We start from the raw sequence: 17,014 nt of genomic DNA on the forward strand, positions 1-17,014 counted from the left end.
TACTTGTTTTTAGTGTCTAGAAATCGCCACTATTTTAGGTTTAAATGCTGATTGAATTTTTTGAGTAAGTAATGGGGTCTTTGTGTTGTGATCGAGTATCCGATATAGATCAGAAAAGATGAGATTAAGACAACCGGGAGCGAGAGCGGAAGAAAGACAAGATGCCGGATATCTCGATCGCGCATTTTCCGAATCCGGTCGATAAAGATCTCCAGTTTTCCTTTGATGCCAGACATTGTAGGCTCAGCATTTGTCGCCGTTGGAATTAGTTTTTTCTGCCAATAATAGTCGTGCCCAATTAATAGAAATCGCCAAAAGAAATGATCTAACCCATTCGGGGGAGAGTGAAGTACTTGCGCTAATGGCTGTTGCCAAATTGTTACACCAGATTGAACTAATTCATGGGCATGAACGGCACAATTTCCGCGATAAAGGGGCAAATCTGTGGGGATAGGATGGCTCAGTAAAAACGAGCGCCGAAATGCCACATTGTTGAGAAAATAGCTTTTTCCAGGCGTTAATTCTGTACGTCCTGAATACTGTGGAAAAATATATCCTAATGCCATTGCAGTACCATAGATTCCCACTCCATTCGTCGTAGTTTCACCTGCAACAACTTGAATCTCTGGCTGTGAGAAGGGACCCAATATTTTTCTCATCCAGTCTGGTGCATAGATGCAATCGGAGTCGTAATAGACGATGATTTCTCCGGTGGCGAGTTCTGCACCGAGCATTTTGGCCTGATAGTATTCGGTTCCGGGTGGGGCAGGACACACTTTGATCCAGGGATATTGCTGACACAACTGAGCCAAAAGCGTTTCGGGGATATCGCCACTGTCGATGAGCAGCACTTCATTCGCGGCTGTTGGAGGCGGATCTTGAGCTTCCAAACTGGCAAGCGATCGCAATAATCCGGCTAAATCAGCCGTCTCAAGATTTTCGGTTTCTAGCACGATCGAGAAATTGAATGCTGCGGACACGTTCTCACCTTCACCCTGTCAATTGTGAAACAATGCGGTAGTCTAGGTTAGCTTTGGAATTCTACCTATGACTTCTCCCTTAATTCAGAAAATCTACACCGATGGCGCATGTTCCGGCAATCCCGGTGCAGGAGGTTGGGGAGTAGTTGTCTACTTCGAGAATGGTACAGTGCAGGAGTTAGGTGGAGGATCGCCAGAGACGACCAATAATCGGATGGAGATGCAAGCTGCGATCGCGGCATTGAAATTTTTTAAGGATTCTGGACAGTCGAAGGTGATTGCTCTGTATACCGATAGTGAGTATGTGAAAAATGGAATTACGAAGTGGCTACCTGGTTGGAAGAAGAAAGGGTGGAAGACTTCGGCGGGCAAGCCTGTACTGAATCAGGATCTCTGGGAACAGTTGGATGAACTCGATTCCCCTAAAGTGGAATGGCGTTATGTGCGGGGGCATTCCGGTGATCCAGGGAATGAACGCTGTGATGTGATTGCGAGAGCGTTTTCTCAAGGTAAGATGCCTCAGTTGAAAATGCCTGATTTGCAGGTTTCTTTGACCCTTATCCCTAATGCTGCTGAGGTTGTGATGTCTGAGACTCCTAGTTCAATCGATGCGATCGAGGTTGTTCCGCGTGAAGTGCGAGTCGAACAGTTACGGAATTTGGTTGATATGTTACATATGGCAGATGAGATTGCCAGTAAGGGGTATTTGATTTCAAGTTCTGAACTGGCGGATTTGATGGATATTAATGCGAATGCTGTGACGAGCCGGGGGGATCATTGGGTGTGGCGAAATTGGGTCGTGTCACGAGTCAGACGCGAGGGAAATCAGATTTTGTGGCAGTTAGAACGAGTGGATTAAGATGAATTTGGTTGTTGAATTTTGGATTGAATTTTATGACGACTCCGAAAGAAACGATTTCTAGTCTCCTGACTCAACTTCCAGATGATTGTACGTTGGAGGATATCCAGTACCATCTCTATGTTTTAACGAAAGTTCAGCAAGGATTGGAAGCTGCAAAAACTCAAGGGACTGTTTCTCAAGAGCTTGCTGAGCAGCACTTAAATAAATGGCTTATCAAGTAGTTTGGTCACCGAAAGCGATCGCAGATGTAGATGCGATCGCAGAATACATTGCAAGAGATTCTCCGGTATAGGCCAGTTCAGTTGTCGATCAGATTCTCAAGACAACTCGCAGTTTAGAACAATTTCCGCTATCAGGGCGAACTGTCCCAGAGTTCGGGGATGAACTGCTACGAGAAAAAATTGTCTATAGTTATCGCATTCTTTATCAAGTGGCTGAAGATGAAGTGACGATCGTGACAGTGATTCATGGAAAGCGAACGCTATAGCTCAAGTGATTAGCATCAATTTACTGAAGTTTGGTTGATTCAAAAGTTAAAGCGATGATTCTCGACAAGGATCATCGCTTTAGTTTTTTTACAGGGTGGCAAGTAAAGCCCACCTCATTCATGGGTGGGATGTAACGCTTTGCACTTTTAAGTGCTGTTCTTGTGGAGTATCGTGACCCGTGGTTTCCTAGCTCCAAAATGTGTTCTAAGTGTGGGCACGTTTTAGAATCGCTGGATTTGAAAACTAGAGAGTGGCGCTGTCCCGAATGCAATACGCTGCATGACCGGGATGAAAGCGCCGCTAAAAATATCAAAATGGGCGAGAAACCGTCCATAGGCTTAGGAGATATCAGACAGGCTCAGCCTGCAATCTCTGCTTGAAGCCTGAATCCCACGTGCTTCTAGCCGTGGGAGTGGTTCAATGGATGTTTGCGCCTTCTGGTAGAGGTCTACCTTTTGGCTCAGGCAATGAAGGTCGCCGCTCATAAGGCAGTGGAATATACTGCACCGAAGGACGACCTCCTTGAGGTTGCGGATACAGTTCCATCAGGTCATAAATCTCTCGACCCAGACCTACACTGATCGGTAAGCCCATTTCTGAAGCTTCCTCTACCGTAATCGGATAATCATGAGTCACTTTCCCAGTGGTCAAGGCATCAATCACAGATTCAATCCGGTCTGGCGCAATCTTCTGCTGGGGCACAGAATCTTTGAGTAAGGTTCTGACAAAGCGCTGAACTTGAGCGATCGCTTTTCTCGACAAGTCCGCCATGATCAAGGTCTGATCATCAATTTCAGAAATCGGCTTCTCTTCGACAACTTTGAGAATGCTAGCAGCCGGGAAATTGCCTAACTGCGGATCGACTGGTCCTAAGACAGCATTCGCATCCATGACGATCTCATCGGCTGCTAATGCCAACATGGTTCCACCACTCATTGCATAGTGAGGCACATGCACTGTAACTTTGGCAGGATGGCGAATCAACGCTCTTGCAATCTGTTCTGTTGCTAAAACTAATCCACCTGGCGTGTGCAAAATCAAATCAATCGGGACATCTGGCGGAGTTAACCGAATTGCTCTGAGAATTTGTTCGGAATCTTCGATCGTAATGTAGCGTGATAACGGAATTCCCAATAAGCTAATCGATTCTTGGCGATGCACCAGCAAGATCACTCGACTGTTGTGTTTCTGCTCAATCTGCTTCAGGGTGCGATATCGCTTTGTCTCAATCTGTTTGCGCTGCCAGAGCGGTTGCAAGGAGGAAAAAATAAAGAATATCCAAATCAGATCAAAGAAACTGAAAGTCATAGAAGTTAAGCCTAAGTGCAATGATTTAAGTGCAATACAGCCCTATTCTTTCAGTTCTACCTTTTGTAAATCTCTGCCTGGAGAGCGAAACTAGACTAATCCTCGGACTAAGCCTACAAAGATTCCCTCGATCGCAACATCTTCCGCACGTTTCTCAATGACTGGATAGCTCGGATTCGCAGGTTGCAGAATGATCTGATCTCCACTCCAAAAGAGATGCTTCAACGTCGTTTGCGTTTCAAACCGAGCTGCAACAATCTCACCGTTTTGAATCGACTTCGGCTCAGATGTCTTTCGCAGAATCACAACATCGCCATCCGCGATCGCGGCTCCAATCATGCTATCTCCCTTCACCCGTAGGGCAAAATACTCTTGCATCTGCGTGCGTCTTTTTCCCACAAAATGCGGCAAGGTGGAAATATCAACAAACTCGTCAATTTCTGAATCTGGAAAGGTTTCGACTAACCCCCCGGCTGCAATCACCCCGAGAATCGGAATCGTCCGCGATCGCGGCTTACAAATCACGAGCGACTTTACCGATCCTTCTTTCCAAGCAACATAGCCCGCTGCTCTCAAATCCGTTAAATGAAATCGAATCGTATCTTTTGATTTGTAGCCCAAAGCGGCTGCCATCTCACCATAAGATGGCACAGCATGATAGCGATCGATGTAATCTTCAAGCCAATCTAACAGCTTTTGTTTTGGGGGAGATAGCTCAAGCATGACGATTCGGGCAGCATTTTGTTTCAAGTTTAGATTCTTCTAACATTCCCGGTATCCTGCTTGAGTTCCAGGTATAGCCCTAAAATAGAAGACGCACCGCTATGTCTTGTGACTTATGAACGCGCCTGTGGATTTTCTGGATGCTTATGATGTGATTGTCGTTGGAGCCGGACATGCTGGCTGTGAAGCGGCATTGGCAGCGGCGCGCTTAGGTTGTCGTACATTGCTGCTGACGCTCAATCTGGACAAAATCGCGTGGCAACCTTGTAATCCAGCCGTGGGAGGCCCAGCAAAATCTCAGCTTGTTCACGAAGCCGATGCTTTGGGGGGCGAGATTGGGAAAATGGCGGATCGGACTTATTTGCAGAAGCGGATTTTGAATTCGTCGCGTGGCCCAGCAGTGTGGGCATTGCGGGCGCAGACAGATAAGCGCGAATATGCCCAGGTGATGAAGACGATCGTCGAAAATCAAGAGAATTTGACCATTCGCGAAGGCATGGCGACTGATTTGGTGCTGAATGCGAATGATGAAGTGATTGGAGTCGAAACGTACTTTGGTGTAGCTTTTGAGTGCAAGGCAGTTGTCCTGACGACAGGAACGTTTCTGGGTGGGAAAATCTGGGTCGGCAATAAGTCGATGGATGCAGGTCGCGCTGGAGAATTTGCCGCGATCGGCTTAACTGAAACGCTGAATCGATTTGGATTTGAAACCGGACGACTGAAGACGGGGACTCCGGCACGTGTCGATCGTCGATCGGTGAATTTTGACTTGCTCGAACCGCAACCGAGCGATCCGGATGTGCGTTGGTTTAGCTTTGATCCAGAAGTATGGGTCGAGCGTGAAACGATGGATTGTCATTTAACGCGCACGACTGCTGAGACGCATCGGATCATTCGGGAGAATTTGCATCTCTCGCCGGTGTATGGCGGTTGGGTCGATGCGAAAGGACCGCGTTACTGTCCGAGTATCGAAGACAAGATTGTGCGTTTTGCAGATAAAGAAAGCCATCAGATCTTCATCGAACCTGAAGGGCGAGACATTCCAGAATTGTATATTCAAGGCTTTTCGACCGGATTGCCTGAAAAAATTCAACTACAAATGTTGCGATCGCTGCCGGGTCTAGAAAACTGTGCAATGCTGCGTCCTGCTTATGCAGTTGAATATGACTATCTCCCTGCGACACAGTGCTATCCGACGCTGATGACTAAAAAAATCAACGGATTGTTCTGCGCAGGGCAAATCAATGGCACAACAGGCTATGAAGAAGCAGCAGCCCAAGGTTTAGTTGCCGGAATTAACGCGGCTCGATTGTGTCAGGGGCAAGAAATGGTCATTTTCCCGCGTGAGCAGAGCTACATTGGTACATTGATCGATGATCTGTGTACGAAAGATTTGCGTGAGCCGTATCGGATGTTGACTTCTCGATCGGAGTATCGCTTAATTCTGCGCTCAGACAATGCTGATCAGCGCTTAACGCCTTTAGGACGTGAGATCGGATTGATTGACGATCGACGTTGGGCATTGTTCACGCAAAAGCAAGAAAACATTGCTGCCGAGAAGGAACGACTGCACGAAACCCGAGTTAAGGAACTCGATGAAGTTGGTAAAGCGATCGCCCAAGGCACGCAGCAAGCCATCAAAGGATCAATTACCTTAGCTGAACTGCTCCGTCGGTCTGGATTTCACTATGCGGATTTAGAGCAGTACGGCTTAGGCAATCTTGAGCTAAATCGTTTTGAGAAAGAAGGAGCCGAGATTGATATCAAATACTCCGGCTACATTCAGCGCCAACAGCATCAGATCGATCAAGTGAGTAAGCAAGAGAATCGCAAGTTGCCGGAAACCTTGAACTATCATGAGATCGATACGCTTTCAAAAGAGGCAAGAGAAAAGCTCTCGAAAGTGCGTCCTTTAACGATCGGACAAGCGAGCAGAATTGGCGGAGTCAATCCTGCTGATATCAACGCTTTACTGATCTATCTTGAGATTCAAGCTCGACGACTCGCGGAGGCAGTGTAGCGACTGAGGTGAGATTGAGATTGTGCTGCTGTACTTGTTCGGGCAGCATAAAAATAAAAGCGGTCATTGCACTCATGACGAGCATCTCACCTCCGTCCTCTAGCAGTCCAATCATCTTATTGAACTGATCCGGGGTGACGATATGGATAGTATCTGTCACAATTCCGAATACGACCAGCGCCAAGAGACTTTTGATTAAGACTTTCGAGCTTTTTCTAAACACCTGATCTCCCATCCGATACGCAAACCCTATGCCTGCTAGCAAGCATAGCCCGATCGCGCCGGATACTAGGATCTCTCCATAATCTTCACTCCGTAGACCAAACAGGGTGGTAAATCCTAGCTGATTCCCGACATATAGCCCTAGATTTTCATGAATGCTGAGTGAATCATCGAGTAATAGATACAAAAATAGCAACATCCAGCTTAGATAGGTTAGTACCCGCTTTCTCAATGCGATAAAGCCGAGTATCAGCACACACCAAAATTCCTTTGTATATTGGAAAAATTCTGGCATTCCGCGATCGCGCTCAACAGAATAGAAATGCACATCAGAAGTCGGACTCCATTGCCGCGAACTATAAATAAAGACCAAAAAGTGTAGCAAGATGAACCCAAGATCGGTCAGGACTAGAAGATAGAACAATTTGTTCGCCCAACTTGGCGTTCTCAATCTTGTCATGCCTGTCTTCCTCACAGTTTAATATTTCTGACGCAATACACCCGGATTAAATGCTGAATACACTCATGTCATGTAGGAAGACAGTTGCTAGTCTTCAGCTACGGTGCCTTGTGTTCAGAGATGCAAACCCATCCGATGCAGAGATTGTACAAGAAGTTAAAAAAAGGTTAATAAAAGATTAAGAAAACCTCTCCTAAGACATAGGAAATCACTCTTGCTGTGAAAGTGTCCTGACTTAAGACATACGAAGCAAGAGTGATTCTAGACTCGTAAATGATTAATGAACAATGACAGGTGTTCCAACCTCTGCCCAGTAAAATAGCCATCTCGCGTGATCGACTGCAACATTCACACAGCCATGACTGACAGGGGTTCCAAAGTTGTGATGCCAGTAAGCGCCATGAATCGCATAACCGCGATAATAGTACATCGTATACGGGACATCTGGAGTGTCATAATCCTCTCCCTGCATGCGTGCAAACCGATGCTGAGATTGAATTTTAAACACGCCTTTCACAGTTGGAGTACTTGGTTTCCCGGTCGAAACAATCACGGCATAAACTTGTTTTTTTCCTTCCCAGGCATATACACGTTGCCGTGCAAGATCGACTTCAATCCAGCGCTGATTGCTTTTTTTGTAAGTTGAAATTGCTTGCGCGATCGTATCTGTCTGAGCATAGACAGGCATCGAGACGGGGAGAGGCGCAACAACTAAAGTCCCGATGAGTAGCGCGATCGATAAAAAAGAATGAATTTGTGTTTTCATCATTGCCAACCCAGAAATCGATGGGATGACAAGCGTAGATAGAGCAAAGTAGCGAAGTCTGAAGATGCAACCTGAAATGAGAGCAGTCTATCTAAAAGCTTGTAAATTTAACTACAAAATCATGACCTCAATTCCAGAAAGCTAGATGAACTCACTGAATCAACCCTTTCAGTAAGAGCACTCACCTTTTGCAGATTTTTACAAAAAAGATACACAAATTTACGGAGTATACGTAGAGAGACTCTCTATAGACTGTCGGTGCGGATCTCCTTGATTCTTTCTCAGTCAGATAAAGACGAAAGCCCCAGTTTATGAAAATCTCCTACTCAAGTCCATGCCCTCCGATATCAATCCTCTGGATTCGATGTTTCGCATTCGGTTTCATCCTTGCTGGATTTGGGGGGATGAGCTTCGCGGCAAAAGCTACCTCAGATAGCAAAGCTACTCTCGACCTCAAAGCAAAAGTCATTGTCAAATCGGACAATCTCAAATCGGACGATCGCCAAGCTGAAAAGCCCGATTTAGAACATCCTAGGGATGCGTCTTGGCTTAAATCTACTCCTAAGGCTGAAGCAAGTGAAATTGAGTTTTCTAAGCGCGAAACGCCAATTTCTAAGCCTGAAAAACCGATCTCTAAACCCGCAATGCCGATCTCTAAGCCCGAAACGACGCGCTTAGCAGGTGTCACTAAAGAAAATTTTCTCAAAACTCAATCTCAGGCTAGCGCTCGCCAATTACTTGCAGAGTCTTCAACTTCAGAAAGCTCGATCGCTCAAGCCAGCGAAAATACAGAGAGCTTACGTCAGCGCTTAACGATTGAACCCTTGACCGAACTGCGGATTCCTGCCTATTCTCCCGGTTCAACCGTTGGTGTTCCCAGTGCTTTTGGCGCAAACTTTGGGGATGCATTCATTGGACTCGCATTTTCCAACCGCAGACCGAGAATCAACGAATCGGATGGTGCGCTGAGCGCTGGATTTGGATTAGGCGACTCTGAGCGTGCCCTCGGTTTAGAAGTCAATGCCAACATTGGCAGTTTGCGACGCTTCGGACGAAATGGCGATATCGGGCTAAAACTCCATCGTGCGCTCCCTGGAAAAGCCGCGATCGCAATCGGTTTAGATGAAGGCATCGTTTGGGGTGAAGCGAATCGGGATACCGTCTCGACCTTTTATGGTGTTGCAAGTAAAATCTTCGATTTGCGTCCTACCGATCAAGTCAACTCTTTACCTTTGACATTAACCTTGGGTGTCGGCGGTGGACGATTCCGCAGCTTTGAGAACATTGAAAATCGCCGAGGAGGAGTGGGAGTCTTTGCAAGTGCTGGACTGCGGGTTGTGCCACAGGCATCCGCGATCGCAAGTTGGACAGGACAAGATCTCAATTTGGGTGTTTCCTATGTGCCCCTGAAGACAACTCCGCTGTTCTTGACCTTTGTTGTCGGCAATGTTTTGGGGCGCAACGATAACAATACCTTGTTCTCCTTCGGGATTGGTTACGGTTTCAACTACGCAGGCTATCGGTACTAAATTTTAGTGAATTCTTATGCATCAAACCTTAGTTTCTTGGAAGCGCACGCTGGCACTGGGAGCAGTTTTTACTTTCGCGATCGTATCACCCAGTCTTGCTCACACTCCCCCTGGATCGAATGGGCTGACACCTGGGTCTGGGATTGTGCCTCCGAACCTTTCACCTCAATCTACTCGCGAGATCATTCGCATCTTGCAGGCGCTCAGATCGGGTAATCCAACTCAACAAACGATCGCGAATATTCTGGTTTCAACAGGTCGCTTGTATCGGTATAACGAAACGATCGGAGAACTCAGAACCGTGATTTCTCAGTCCGCAGTTCCGCCGAATGAGCCAGGAGTTGAGCAAGATGCTCCGGGATTTGTGCGCTTCAACCTAGAGGGTGAAAGCAGTATACCGAGCCAGATTGCAACTCGGTTTACTCGCTATGTGGATACCTTGGGCAATCAGAATGGTCGCTTTAGAATCTTTGGCAACGATCGTCAAGGTGTGGCGCGCGATCTTCGAGTTGAGATTCTATCAAAGTCAGAGGGTCAGATTGAGTTGCGATTTACATCGACTTCTCCTGCTCTGAAAGATGCTACAGGTAAGCAGATCACTGAAACGATTCTTGCTCCAAATTCCAAAGTAGCAGCGGTACTAGCAGGTGTGCTTGCTGCACTGGATATTGCGAATGCGTCTCCATTGACGTTGCAAGCTGCGAAAAGTATGGTAATGTCACTTGGGAATACGAGTTTAACGTCGGCTGAGATTTTGCAACTGTCTCAGGGGTTGGCGGAAATGCTGATCGCAAGTGAAGCCGTATTTGGAGGCTGCGGCGAGTCGAGTGCTTTAGCTTGTACAGGATTCAATATGAATGCGCTGAGAACAGCAATTCAGTCTTACAACAAAGTGGTGAATGAAACGAGTGGCACTGCGCTTTTGGCTCTATCGCAGAATCCTGAGTTTCAAACCCTTGGCGATATCCTGCGTCGAGTTCGAGCGACCTTGGCGACTGGTGGTTAAACCTGAGCGATCGTGAATTCAATGCTCTCGGATCTTTGCTTGGCAACTGCCATTCGCAAATCCTAGCAGTTTGCCTCTACCTCTTTAATCCTGCTCATGTATTTCCTGCGCTATCGGTTGAAACTCATTCAGATACTCAGCGATGTGAAGGCTGAGTTTGCTGGAGTCGCGATCGCATTAATCAGCCTCCATCTGCTGATGTATTGGCGATTTACGGGCAATTTGAACTATGTTTCGATCGAACTGATCGGCTGGTCTGCGGTGTTCTATCGGCTTTGGCAACGCCGCGATCTCATTGTTTTGAGACGGGAAAGGGGGGCGCAGCTGTTCGGGTGGTTCTTAATCGCACTTTTACTTGTGCGCGGATGGAATCTGACCAGCGCGAGTGGTAGTATTCTTGGCTTGAATTCGCTGCTGATTGGGATTGCAATGGCTGCGATCGCAGTAGGATTTCAGCAATTCAAGCACTATCAACGCGAGTTTTGGATGGTTGCAATGATCGCGTTGCCGTTAGAGCAAGCGTTGACTCTGGTTGATCGCCTCATCAACTCTAGCCTGCTCACGGCAAAGTATTCTTTTACGCTGATGTGGTATTGCGGATTTCTAGTCGAGCGCCAGGGAACCTTACTCTCGTTGCCAACGGGAACGGTGAATGTCTATCCAGGGTGTTCAGGCTTAGAAGCAATTCTGGTTTCGTTGAAAGTGGCATTCTTTTTTTTAATGGTTTATCCCGCTCGTCACAGAGAAAAGTTTTGGGTTCTGGCGATCGCGATTCTTTCTGCATTCATTGTGAATGGGTTCCGAATCATGCTGTTAGCACATTTAGTTGCAAGTCACAATACAGCAGGATTTGATTACTGGCATGGCAGTCAAGGTGCGCAGTTCTTTTCGATGATTTCGATGTTCATCTTTAGTGGTTACTGTCAGTCTCTAATCGAGCAGCCAAAGCCAGAAATTTCTCACTCAGAGAAGTCTCTAGAGCATTCATCTCGCTAATCTTCTATGATTTTCTCTCTTGTGCCATTCAGGCTAACTCTCTTCAGCATTGTTCTAGTTGCTGGCAGAATTGTGATTGATCCGAATCTTGGTCAAGATTCAGTGTTTGAGTTTCCCAATCAAGTACAACTCGATCAAGCTCAATTTGTTGCAGGACAGGCGATTGAAACGAAAAGCTTGCTTAGAGATTGGGGAGACATCAAAGGCTATGAATATACTTATCAACAAGACAATCAGGCATTCAAAGTAAAAATTCACTACCTGCCAGAATCAGATGGAGATATTGCGAGCTATCGATCTGCCTATGGGATTGATTCTCAAAAAGCTGTTGTGAAATCTCAGCAGCAGCAAGGACAGACTGGTTTTTACGATCGATTTGAGCATGAACAGACTGCTTATCTCAGTTCTTGTATCAATCCTCGCGGTTCGAGTACTGTGACGCACGCGCAATTTTTCGCGAATCGCAACACTTACGATCTGAAACTCGATCGAGCTATCCCAGTAATTTTAGGCACAGAAGATTTGCGTGATTCCCGATGTTTGTGGGTTACAATTTCAGCACCCATTGCGAATCAGTCGGTGGATGCCGTTCATCAGCAATTAGTCGCAGTTTGGCAAGAGATTTATGCTTGGTGGTCGCCAAGATTTCCAAAACGTTAGCAAAGTAGAGTCATTATGCAGTTTGAGTCGTCTTCTGCCGGAAAGGCGATCGCAGGTTTGCGAATCGTAGGCTATGGAATTTTAGTCTTATGTGTGTTCGATCTCGTCGATTTGTTATATCCGTTTCAAGTGTTTAACTCGGATTGGGAGTTCAATACGGTTGGAAATTTGGTCGAGCGAGTTGGCTTTCCGCTAATTGGGTTCGGATTGATCTTTTTGGGTGAGGAAACGAGTCGCCACAAGGTCGAGCGGTTTGCGCTGAAGCCCTTGTCGTGGGCGCTTTTAATTTATGCGATCGCTTACTTGCTTCTAGTTCCGCTCACAGTTAGCTCAGGCTGGCGAATTTACAATCAAAACAACGCCAAGCTGGTGAATCAACTTGCACAACAGCGCGATCGCACCAAAGCGGCTCAAGAACAATTAGGCAAGTTGTCAGATGAACAAGTCAAAGCGTTAGTCCAGCGATCGGCGATTGGCTCCGTAGAGAACTTGAATGTTCCTCAGTTTCGCAAGCAGCAGCTAGAAGGCGTGGAAGCGCAAGCTCAGCAGGTAGAAGCCCAACTCAAAGCAACCGTCGCCCAACAGACGCAGAATCTGGTCAAGAAGGGCACGAAATGGGCATTGGGTGCTGCTGTTGCGGGGGTTGCGTTTTTGTATCTCTGGTCTTTATCGAGTTGGGCGCGTGAGAAGAAAATCAAAGCTCGACCGCTGGCAATGTCGCGGTAGTCGCTCTCTTGCTGTCATGATCTTTGATCTGAGTATCGAGAATTGCAAACAGTTGATGTAATTGCCGCTGTGGATCGCATAGTTTAATTGTCCGCGTCACGCCAGCTTTTGCTCAGCGATCGCGGGCTTCAGGCTGCATGATCAATGGTTCTATCGAGCAGCCCAAACTGTCCCAGGCTTACGAATGATCAAGTGAGAATTCGGTTACTAGTCTGCCAGGAAAGCAAAGTGCAACCTTGTACTATGTTTAGGGCATGACAGCTTGAGTCTTGGCTAATGATGATTTAAGCTCTGCTTCAAAATCTGAGCCAATTGTTGCACATATGGCTCCGCCAGCATTGCCCCATGATCCCCAGGCATTTCATGAACCTCTAACCCTCCTAAAGCAATACTTTTCCAAAGTATTTCCGGTGTTTCTCGCGAACGCAAAACCCCACTCTCGCGCTCTTGAGCCTGGAAGAGTAAGACTTTACCCGGATAAGGTTTTGGCAAATACGGCTCGAAAAAATGAGATTCTCCAAGTGGATATGCTTGATACGCTTTATAAGCTCCTTCAGGAGAAGGCTGAACCCGAGGAAACAATGCTGCGCGAGTTCTGCGGATGATTTCACTCAGTTCAAGCTCCGAAAGCCTAGTGATCGTCTGCTTGAACGAATTCCATCTCAAGCGCTTGCTGAGAAAAGTGTCAAAAACAATCAGCGAACCGACTGACTGCCCAGACGCGATTAGCTGTTGCGCCATCTCCAGCGCAATTCTGCCGCCCAAAGAAAAGCCCATCAAAAAGTAAGGTCCTTGAGGCTGTAGCGATCGCATTTCTTGGATGTAATGACCTGCTAAGGCTTCGATCTGACGGGGTAAATCTGGAACATGCTCGATCGACTCTTGAGCAATCCCGTAGCGCAGTCCGTAGACAGGCTGATCAGATCCTAAATGCTGACACAGACTGCGATATTCCAACACATGGATACCAAACAAAATGGGCTTAGAACCCTTGGTTTGCAGCGGAGCAAGGGAATACCACGCAGAAGGGCTACATGCTTTGATCTTCTGTGCAAGTTGCTGAATTGTGGGGGCTTCAAAAATACTGGCAAGGCTCAAATCTCGGTCAAACAGTTCTTCGAGTTCTTCGAGTACATCGATTGCCAGCATTGAGGTTCCACCCAAGTCGAAGAAATTGTCGTGAATCTGAATCTGCTCGACGGATAGCGCCTGTTTCCAAATTTGGGCAATGTCCTGTTCGATCTGATCAATCGAAGAGTGACCTGCTCGATCTGCATCAATCTGATACAGAAAGTCCTGATTTTGATCCCAATTTGGCTGTTGAGAAAGTAACTGTTCAGCAAGACTAGACATGGTTCCCCTCATCCAACAATTTTATATGTAACGCTATTTCTGCGAAGGATGCACCTCTGAAAATCAAAATAATATAGCCTTCTTTGAGCTAAGCTATCTGTCTGAAATTGCAACTTATACGAATGCTGTTTCCTTGCGATTGATCGCTCGCTCATAAATTCTCAAGCTCTCTTGTGCCATCAGATCTTGATCAAATTGCAGCGATCGCGTGCGACTTGCGATCGACAATTTTCCCCGTAACTGAGGCTCTCTTAACAACCGATTAGCAGCTTCTGCTAATGCCTCTGCATCATTCATCGGAACCGTTAATCCTTCAATTCCACCTCGGCTCACCCAAGTGACTCCACTCTTTGGAATTGCAGTATTAATCACCGGACACCCACTTGCCATTGCTTCTACTTGCACTAACCCAAATGCCTCACTACGCGCATTCGACGGAAACCATAAAGCAGTCGATGCCCGATACGCTCCAACCAGTTCATCTTGAGTAAGCTGCTGCTTAAACACAACGCGATCGCCCACACCAATGTCCATTGCCTGACGCTGCAAGGCGTCTGCTAACTCGCCTTTCCCAACAATCATTAAGGTGCCAGGAACGTCGCGTAAAGCGGCAATTGCGACATGCAAGGCTTTGTAATAAACTAAGCGCCCCACACATAGCCAAATTGGACCTGAATGCATTGCCCTTAGTCGTCTCTCGTAAGCGATCGCGGCTGGAGTCGGCTGGCGATAAATGGATAAATCAATCCCAAAGGGAAGAACTTCAACGCGATCGCGATAGGGACGTAGAAAATCTGATCCTGCTAGATAATTTGGGCTACCAATCAAAACTCGCGCCGCCCGATGGTAAATATGCTTGAGCATCGGATTGACAACATGCTTGAGTACGCGCTGTTTCACAATATCGCTATGGTGCGTCACAACCAGCGGAATCGTTGAATTTGCTAATGCCCAATGCATTCCCATTGCGGGATTCGGCGTATGTAGATGAGCAATATCATAGGCAGCCCTGCGTCTATCAAAATATTGAGAGAAGGTTGTAAAAACATCAACGCGTGCAACATTCAACAGTCGTCCTAGTCGAATCACGCGCACATTACCGTCGAGTTCTTCAATCGTGTGAGTTTGCTGAGCTTCTCGACCTTCGCGATCGCAAGTGTTCACGCACAAAACATCAACCTTCGCCCCTAGTGCAGCTTGCGAAGTGGCGATAGCACGCACATGCGTTTCAATCCCACCGGGTTGAGGTGGATAGTACTTTGATAGATGACAAATTCGCAGCGGGGTATGCGGATTCCGTACAGATCTACTAACACTGGGGGCTTCAATGTGATTTGAGATTTGAATGTACGACATGATTACAATACAGGTGTGACAAGATCAATAAGAAATCTGAGCAAATTGACAGGTAGAATTCTCCCAGAACAATCATTCGACTAACTCTTAAGGGGCAACCGCAATGATCAGGATGAGTCGCCAAGGCTGGGTTGATAGAAATAGTTGCAAACTTACTAAATCGAATCAATTTTAGTACTTGAATTTTACAGAGTTTCTTTTACTAGAGAGCTACGTAGATGTGCGGGGATTCGTTTAGCTTGTAGAAGAAAAGAGAACGTTTCTAGATAATTTCTTGGTGTAATGATCAATTTGAATTTATTGTGGATGTACCATCAAATCATCGACTATGTTGCAATCGCGAAAAACTGGGTTGTATCTGTTGAGCAAAACCGAAACACCAGCGAACTTCAGGATTTGAAAGCAATCCTGAAGTTCATGAGCAGATATTATTGTGGCGAACGACTAGACTAATTACCTAGCAAGAGTCGTAGCAATCCAAAAGCTCCTGTGACTGGGCTAACAACTGCTCCTAACAGATCAGAAATTTTTGCTGTACTGCTACGATTCACAATGATTACATCGTTTTGATGAATTGCTGGATTTGAATTCTCATCTAATCCGATCGCAACATCAAACTTAAATTCTCGCCGATTCACTGATCCATCCGGCATCAAACGCACTAATTCAATCTTCGTCTTTTTACCTCGCCCCGGTGCAACACCGCCCGCTGCGAGAATTGCCTGCATCAACGTCGAATTCGGACGTACAGCAACACCCCCGGGTCGAACAACCTCACCAACCACATTCACCTGAATTTGCTCAGGCGAAAAATTGCTCATTGCAATGTTTGTTGCCTCAGTTGGATCAATCTTCTCTGCGATGGGCACATACACTGTATCGCCATCTTGGAGCGGGATATCTTGTGTTAGCTCACCTTCTCTCAGATACTTCCACAAATTCACCTTGATTGTTTCCGGCGTACCATCTGCTGTGGGACGGCGCACTTCAATCTCTTTGACATTTGCCAGTTGAGCAATCCCACCCGCAGTTTGAATCGCTTTAGAAACGGTCGGCCACTGGCTCCCACTCTCAGCCGAGTTTCGCTGGCTCAAACTTGCCTGGTTCACTTCACTCCCAATCGTGTTGACGATGTAAGATCCCGGACGATTCACTGCACCAATAATGCCGACTTTCAAAGGGCGGGGCGCAACCAAACTCACTGTAACGACAGGATCCTTGATAAATTTTTGATACCGCTCTTTTAAGCGCTCTGAAGCTTGATTCAGCGTCAATCCCTGAACTGATACACTGCCTACCCACGGTAGATTCAACATACCGTCTAGTAGAATTGTGTAGCGTGGTTCCAGCGTGAGTTCAGGAACATCAAACAGATCGAGCCGCACTAAATCTCCTGCGCCTAACTTGTAGCTACTTCCGATCGCTGACGTAATCTCAGATTTGGGGGTTACGCCTGCTTGCAGGAGCGGCAGCGTTCTAGAGGGTGGCATTGGAGTCTGAGCCAACACAACGATCGGCTGAATCATTGCCATTGACAAGCCTAGACACAAGCGAGTTAA

17 protein-coding genes and 1 pseudogene are annotated in these 17,014 nt (G+C 46.7%); 10 read left to right on the forward strand and 8 right to left on the reverse strand.

The window, feature by feature from the left end; all coding sequences use genetic code 11:
* Window positions 1-29: 29 nt before the first annotated feature.
* Window positions 30-980, reverse strand: coding sequence for a glycosyltransferase (locus OU814_RS30520; protein ID WP_268243196.1), 951 nt, complete (start codon window positions 978-980; stop codon window positions 30-32).
* Window positions 981-1,047: 67 nt separating this feature from the next.
* On the opposite strand from OU814_RS30520, the gene rnhA reads away from it, so the two are divergent.
* The 4 genes and pseudogenes from rnhA (at window position 1,048) to OU814_RS31430 (ending at window position 2,710) form a co-directional block, all read left to right on the forward strand.
* Complete coding sequence (gene rnhA, locus OU814_RS30525; protein WP_017289197.1) at window positions 1,048-1,839, forward strand: ribonuclease HI; 792 nt, start codon at window positions 1,048-1,050, stop codon at window positions 1,837-1,839.
* Window positions 1,840-1,874: 35 nt separating this feature from the next.
* Entirely contained in the window at window positions 1,875-2,063 is a 189-nt protein-coding gene (locus tag OU814_RS30530; RefSeq protein ID WP_268243197.1) for a hypothetical protein, read from the forward strand.
* 86 nt (window positions 2,064-2,149) lie between these two features.
* Window positions 2,150-2,329 (forward strand): annotated as a pseudogene (locus tag OU814_RS31425) (type II toxin-antitoxin system RelE/ParE family toxin); the annotation flags it as partial.
* A 162-nt stretch (window positions 2,330-2,491) separates the two neighbouring features.
* Window positions 2,492-2,710: a zinc ribbon domain-containing protein gene (locus OU814_RS31430; protein WP_268243198.1), complete on the forward strand. Its 219-nt coding sequence runs from the start codon at window positions 2,492-2,494 to the stop codon at window positions 2,708-2,710.
* A gap of 37 nt (window positions 2,711-2,747) precedes the next feature.
* Here the strand turns inward: OU814_RS31430 and OU814_RS30540 are convergent, their stop codons facing one another.
* Both OU814_RS30540 and lexA read right to left on the reverse strand, forming a co-directional pair.
* Window positions 2,748-3,638: an SDH family Clp fold serine proteinase gene (locus tag OU814_RS30540; protein ID WP_190652665.1), complete on the reverse strand. Its 891-nt coding sequence runs from the start codon at window positions 3,636-3,638 to the stop codon at window positions 2,748-2,750.
* 90 nt (window positions 3,639-3,728) lie between these two features.
* Window positions 3,729-4,361 (reverse strand): transcriptional repressor LexA, encoded by a 633-nt coding sequence (gene lexA / locus OU814_RS30545; protein ID WP_017289202.1) that lies wholly within the window; start codon window positions 4,359-4,361, stop codon window positions 3,729-3,731.
* Window positions 4,362-4,476: 115 nt separating this feature from the next.
* Here lexA and mnmG point away from each other — a divergent pair, with 115 nt between their 5' ends.
* Window positions 4,477-6,381 carry a tRNA uridine-5-carboxymethylaminomethyl(34) synthesis enzyme MnmG gene (gene mnmG / locus OU814_RS30550; RefSeq protein WP_268243199.1) on the forward strand — a complete coding sequence of 635 codons (1,905 nt, stop codon included), beginning with the start codon at window positions 4,477-4,479 and terminating at the stop codon, window positions 6,379-6,381.
* Here the strand turns inward: mnmG and OU814_RS30555 are convergent.
* Both OU814_RS30555 and OU814_RS30560 read right to left on the reverse strand, forming a co-directional pair.
* On the reverse strand, window positions 6,323-7,063 hold the full coding sequence (locus OU814_RS30555) for a hypothetical protein (protein WP_268243200.1): 741 nt from the start codon (window positions 7,061-7,063) through the stop codon (window positions 6,323-6,325). The two genes, mnmG and OU814_RS30555, sit on opposite strands and share 59 nt — an antisense overlap.
* Window positions 7,064-7,340: 277 nt before the next feature.
* Complete coding sequence (locus OU814_RS30560; protein ID WP_026148766.1) at window positions 7,341-7,829, reverse strand: L,D-transpeptidase; 489 nt, start codon at window positions 7,827-7,829, stop codon at window positions 7,341-7,343.
* Between the two features lie 404 nt (window positions 7,830-8,233).
* On the opposite strand from OU814_RS30560, the gene OU814_RS30565 reads away from it, so the two are divergent.
* The 5 genes from OU814_RS30565 to hpsJ-A all read left to right on the forward strand — a co-directional run bounded on the left by OU814_RS30565 (window position 8,234) and on the right by hpsJ-A (window position 12,746).
* Window positions 8,234-9,358 (forward strand): hypothetical protein, encoded by a 1,125-nt coding sequence (locus OU814_RS30565; protein ID WP_268243201.1) that lies wholly within the window; start codon window positions 8,234-8,236, stop codon window positions 9,356-9,358.
* 16 nt (window positions 9,359-9,374) lie between these two features.
* Window positions 9,375-10,364: a hypothetical protein gene (locus OU814_RS30570; protein WP_268243202.1), complete on the forward strand. Its 990-nt coding sequence runs from the start codon at window positions 9,375-9,377 to the stop codon at window positions 10,362-10,364.
* Between the two features lie 96 nt (window positions 10,365-10,460).
* Window positions 10,461-11,360: a cyanoexosortase A gene (crtA, locus tag OU814_RS30575; protein ID WP_268243203.1), complete on the forward strand. Its 900-nt coding sequence runs from the start codon at window positions 10,461-10,463 to the stop codon at window positions 11,358-11,360.
* 6 nt (window positions 11,361-11,366) lie between these two features.
* Window positions 11,367-12,020 carry a cyanoexosortase A system-associated protein gene (locus tag OU814_RS30580; protein ID WP_268243204.1) on the forward strand — a complete coding sequence of 218 codons (654 nt, stop codon included), beginning with the start codon at window positions 11,367-11,369 and terminating at the stop codon, window positions 12,018-12,020.
* A gap of 15 nt (window positions 12,021-12,035) precedes the next feature.
* On the forward strand, window positions 12,036-12,746 hold the full coding sequence (gene hpsJ-A / locus OU814_RS30585; protein ID WP_268243205.1) for an HpsJ-like protein, cyanoexosortase A-associated: 711 nt from the start codon (window positions 12,036-12,038) through the stop codon (window positions 12,744-12,746).
* A gap of 273 nt (window positions 12,747-13,019) precedes the next feature.
* Here hpsJ-A and OU814_RS30590 read toward each other — a convergent pair whose 3' ends face one another.
* The 3 genes from OU814_RS30590 to OU814_RS30600 all read right to left on the reverse strand — a co-directional run bounded on the left by OU814_RS30590 (window position 13,020) and on the right by OU814_RS30600 (window position 16,987).
* Entirely contained in the window at window positions 13,020-14,099 is a 1,080-nt protein-coding gene (locus OU814_RS30590) for a thioesterase domain-containing protein (protein WP_268243206.1), read from the reverse strand.
* A 114-nt stretch (window positions 14,100-14,213) separates the two neighbouring features.
* Window positions 14,214-15,455, reverse strand: a complete 1,242-nt coding sequence (locus tag OU814_RS30595; RefSeq protein WP_190652674.1) for a glycosyltransferase — start codon at window positions 15,453-15,455, stop codon at window positions 14,214-14,216.
* 449 nt (window positions 15,456-15,904) lie between these two features.
* Window positions 15,905-16,987 (reverse strand): polysaccharide biosynthesis/export family protein, encoded by a 1,083-nt coding sequence (locus tag OU814_RS30600; protein ID WP_268243207.1) that lies wholly within the window; start codon window positions 16,985-16,987, stop codon window positions 15,905-15,907.
* Window positions 16,988-17,014: the final 27 nt, after the last annotated feature.

Origin of the sequence: Leptolyngbya sp. GGD, from assembly GCF_026735145.1 — a bacterium.
Lineage (GTDB): Bacteria > Cyanobacteriota > Cyanobacteriia > Leptolyngbyales > Leptolyngbyaceae > Leptolyngbya > Leptolyngbya boryana.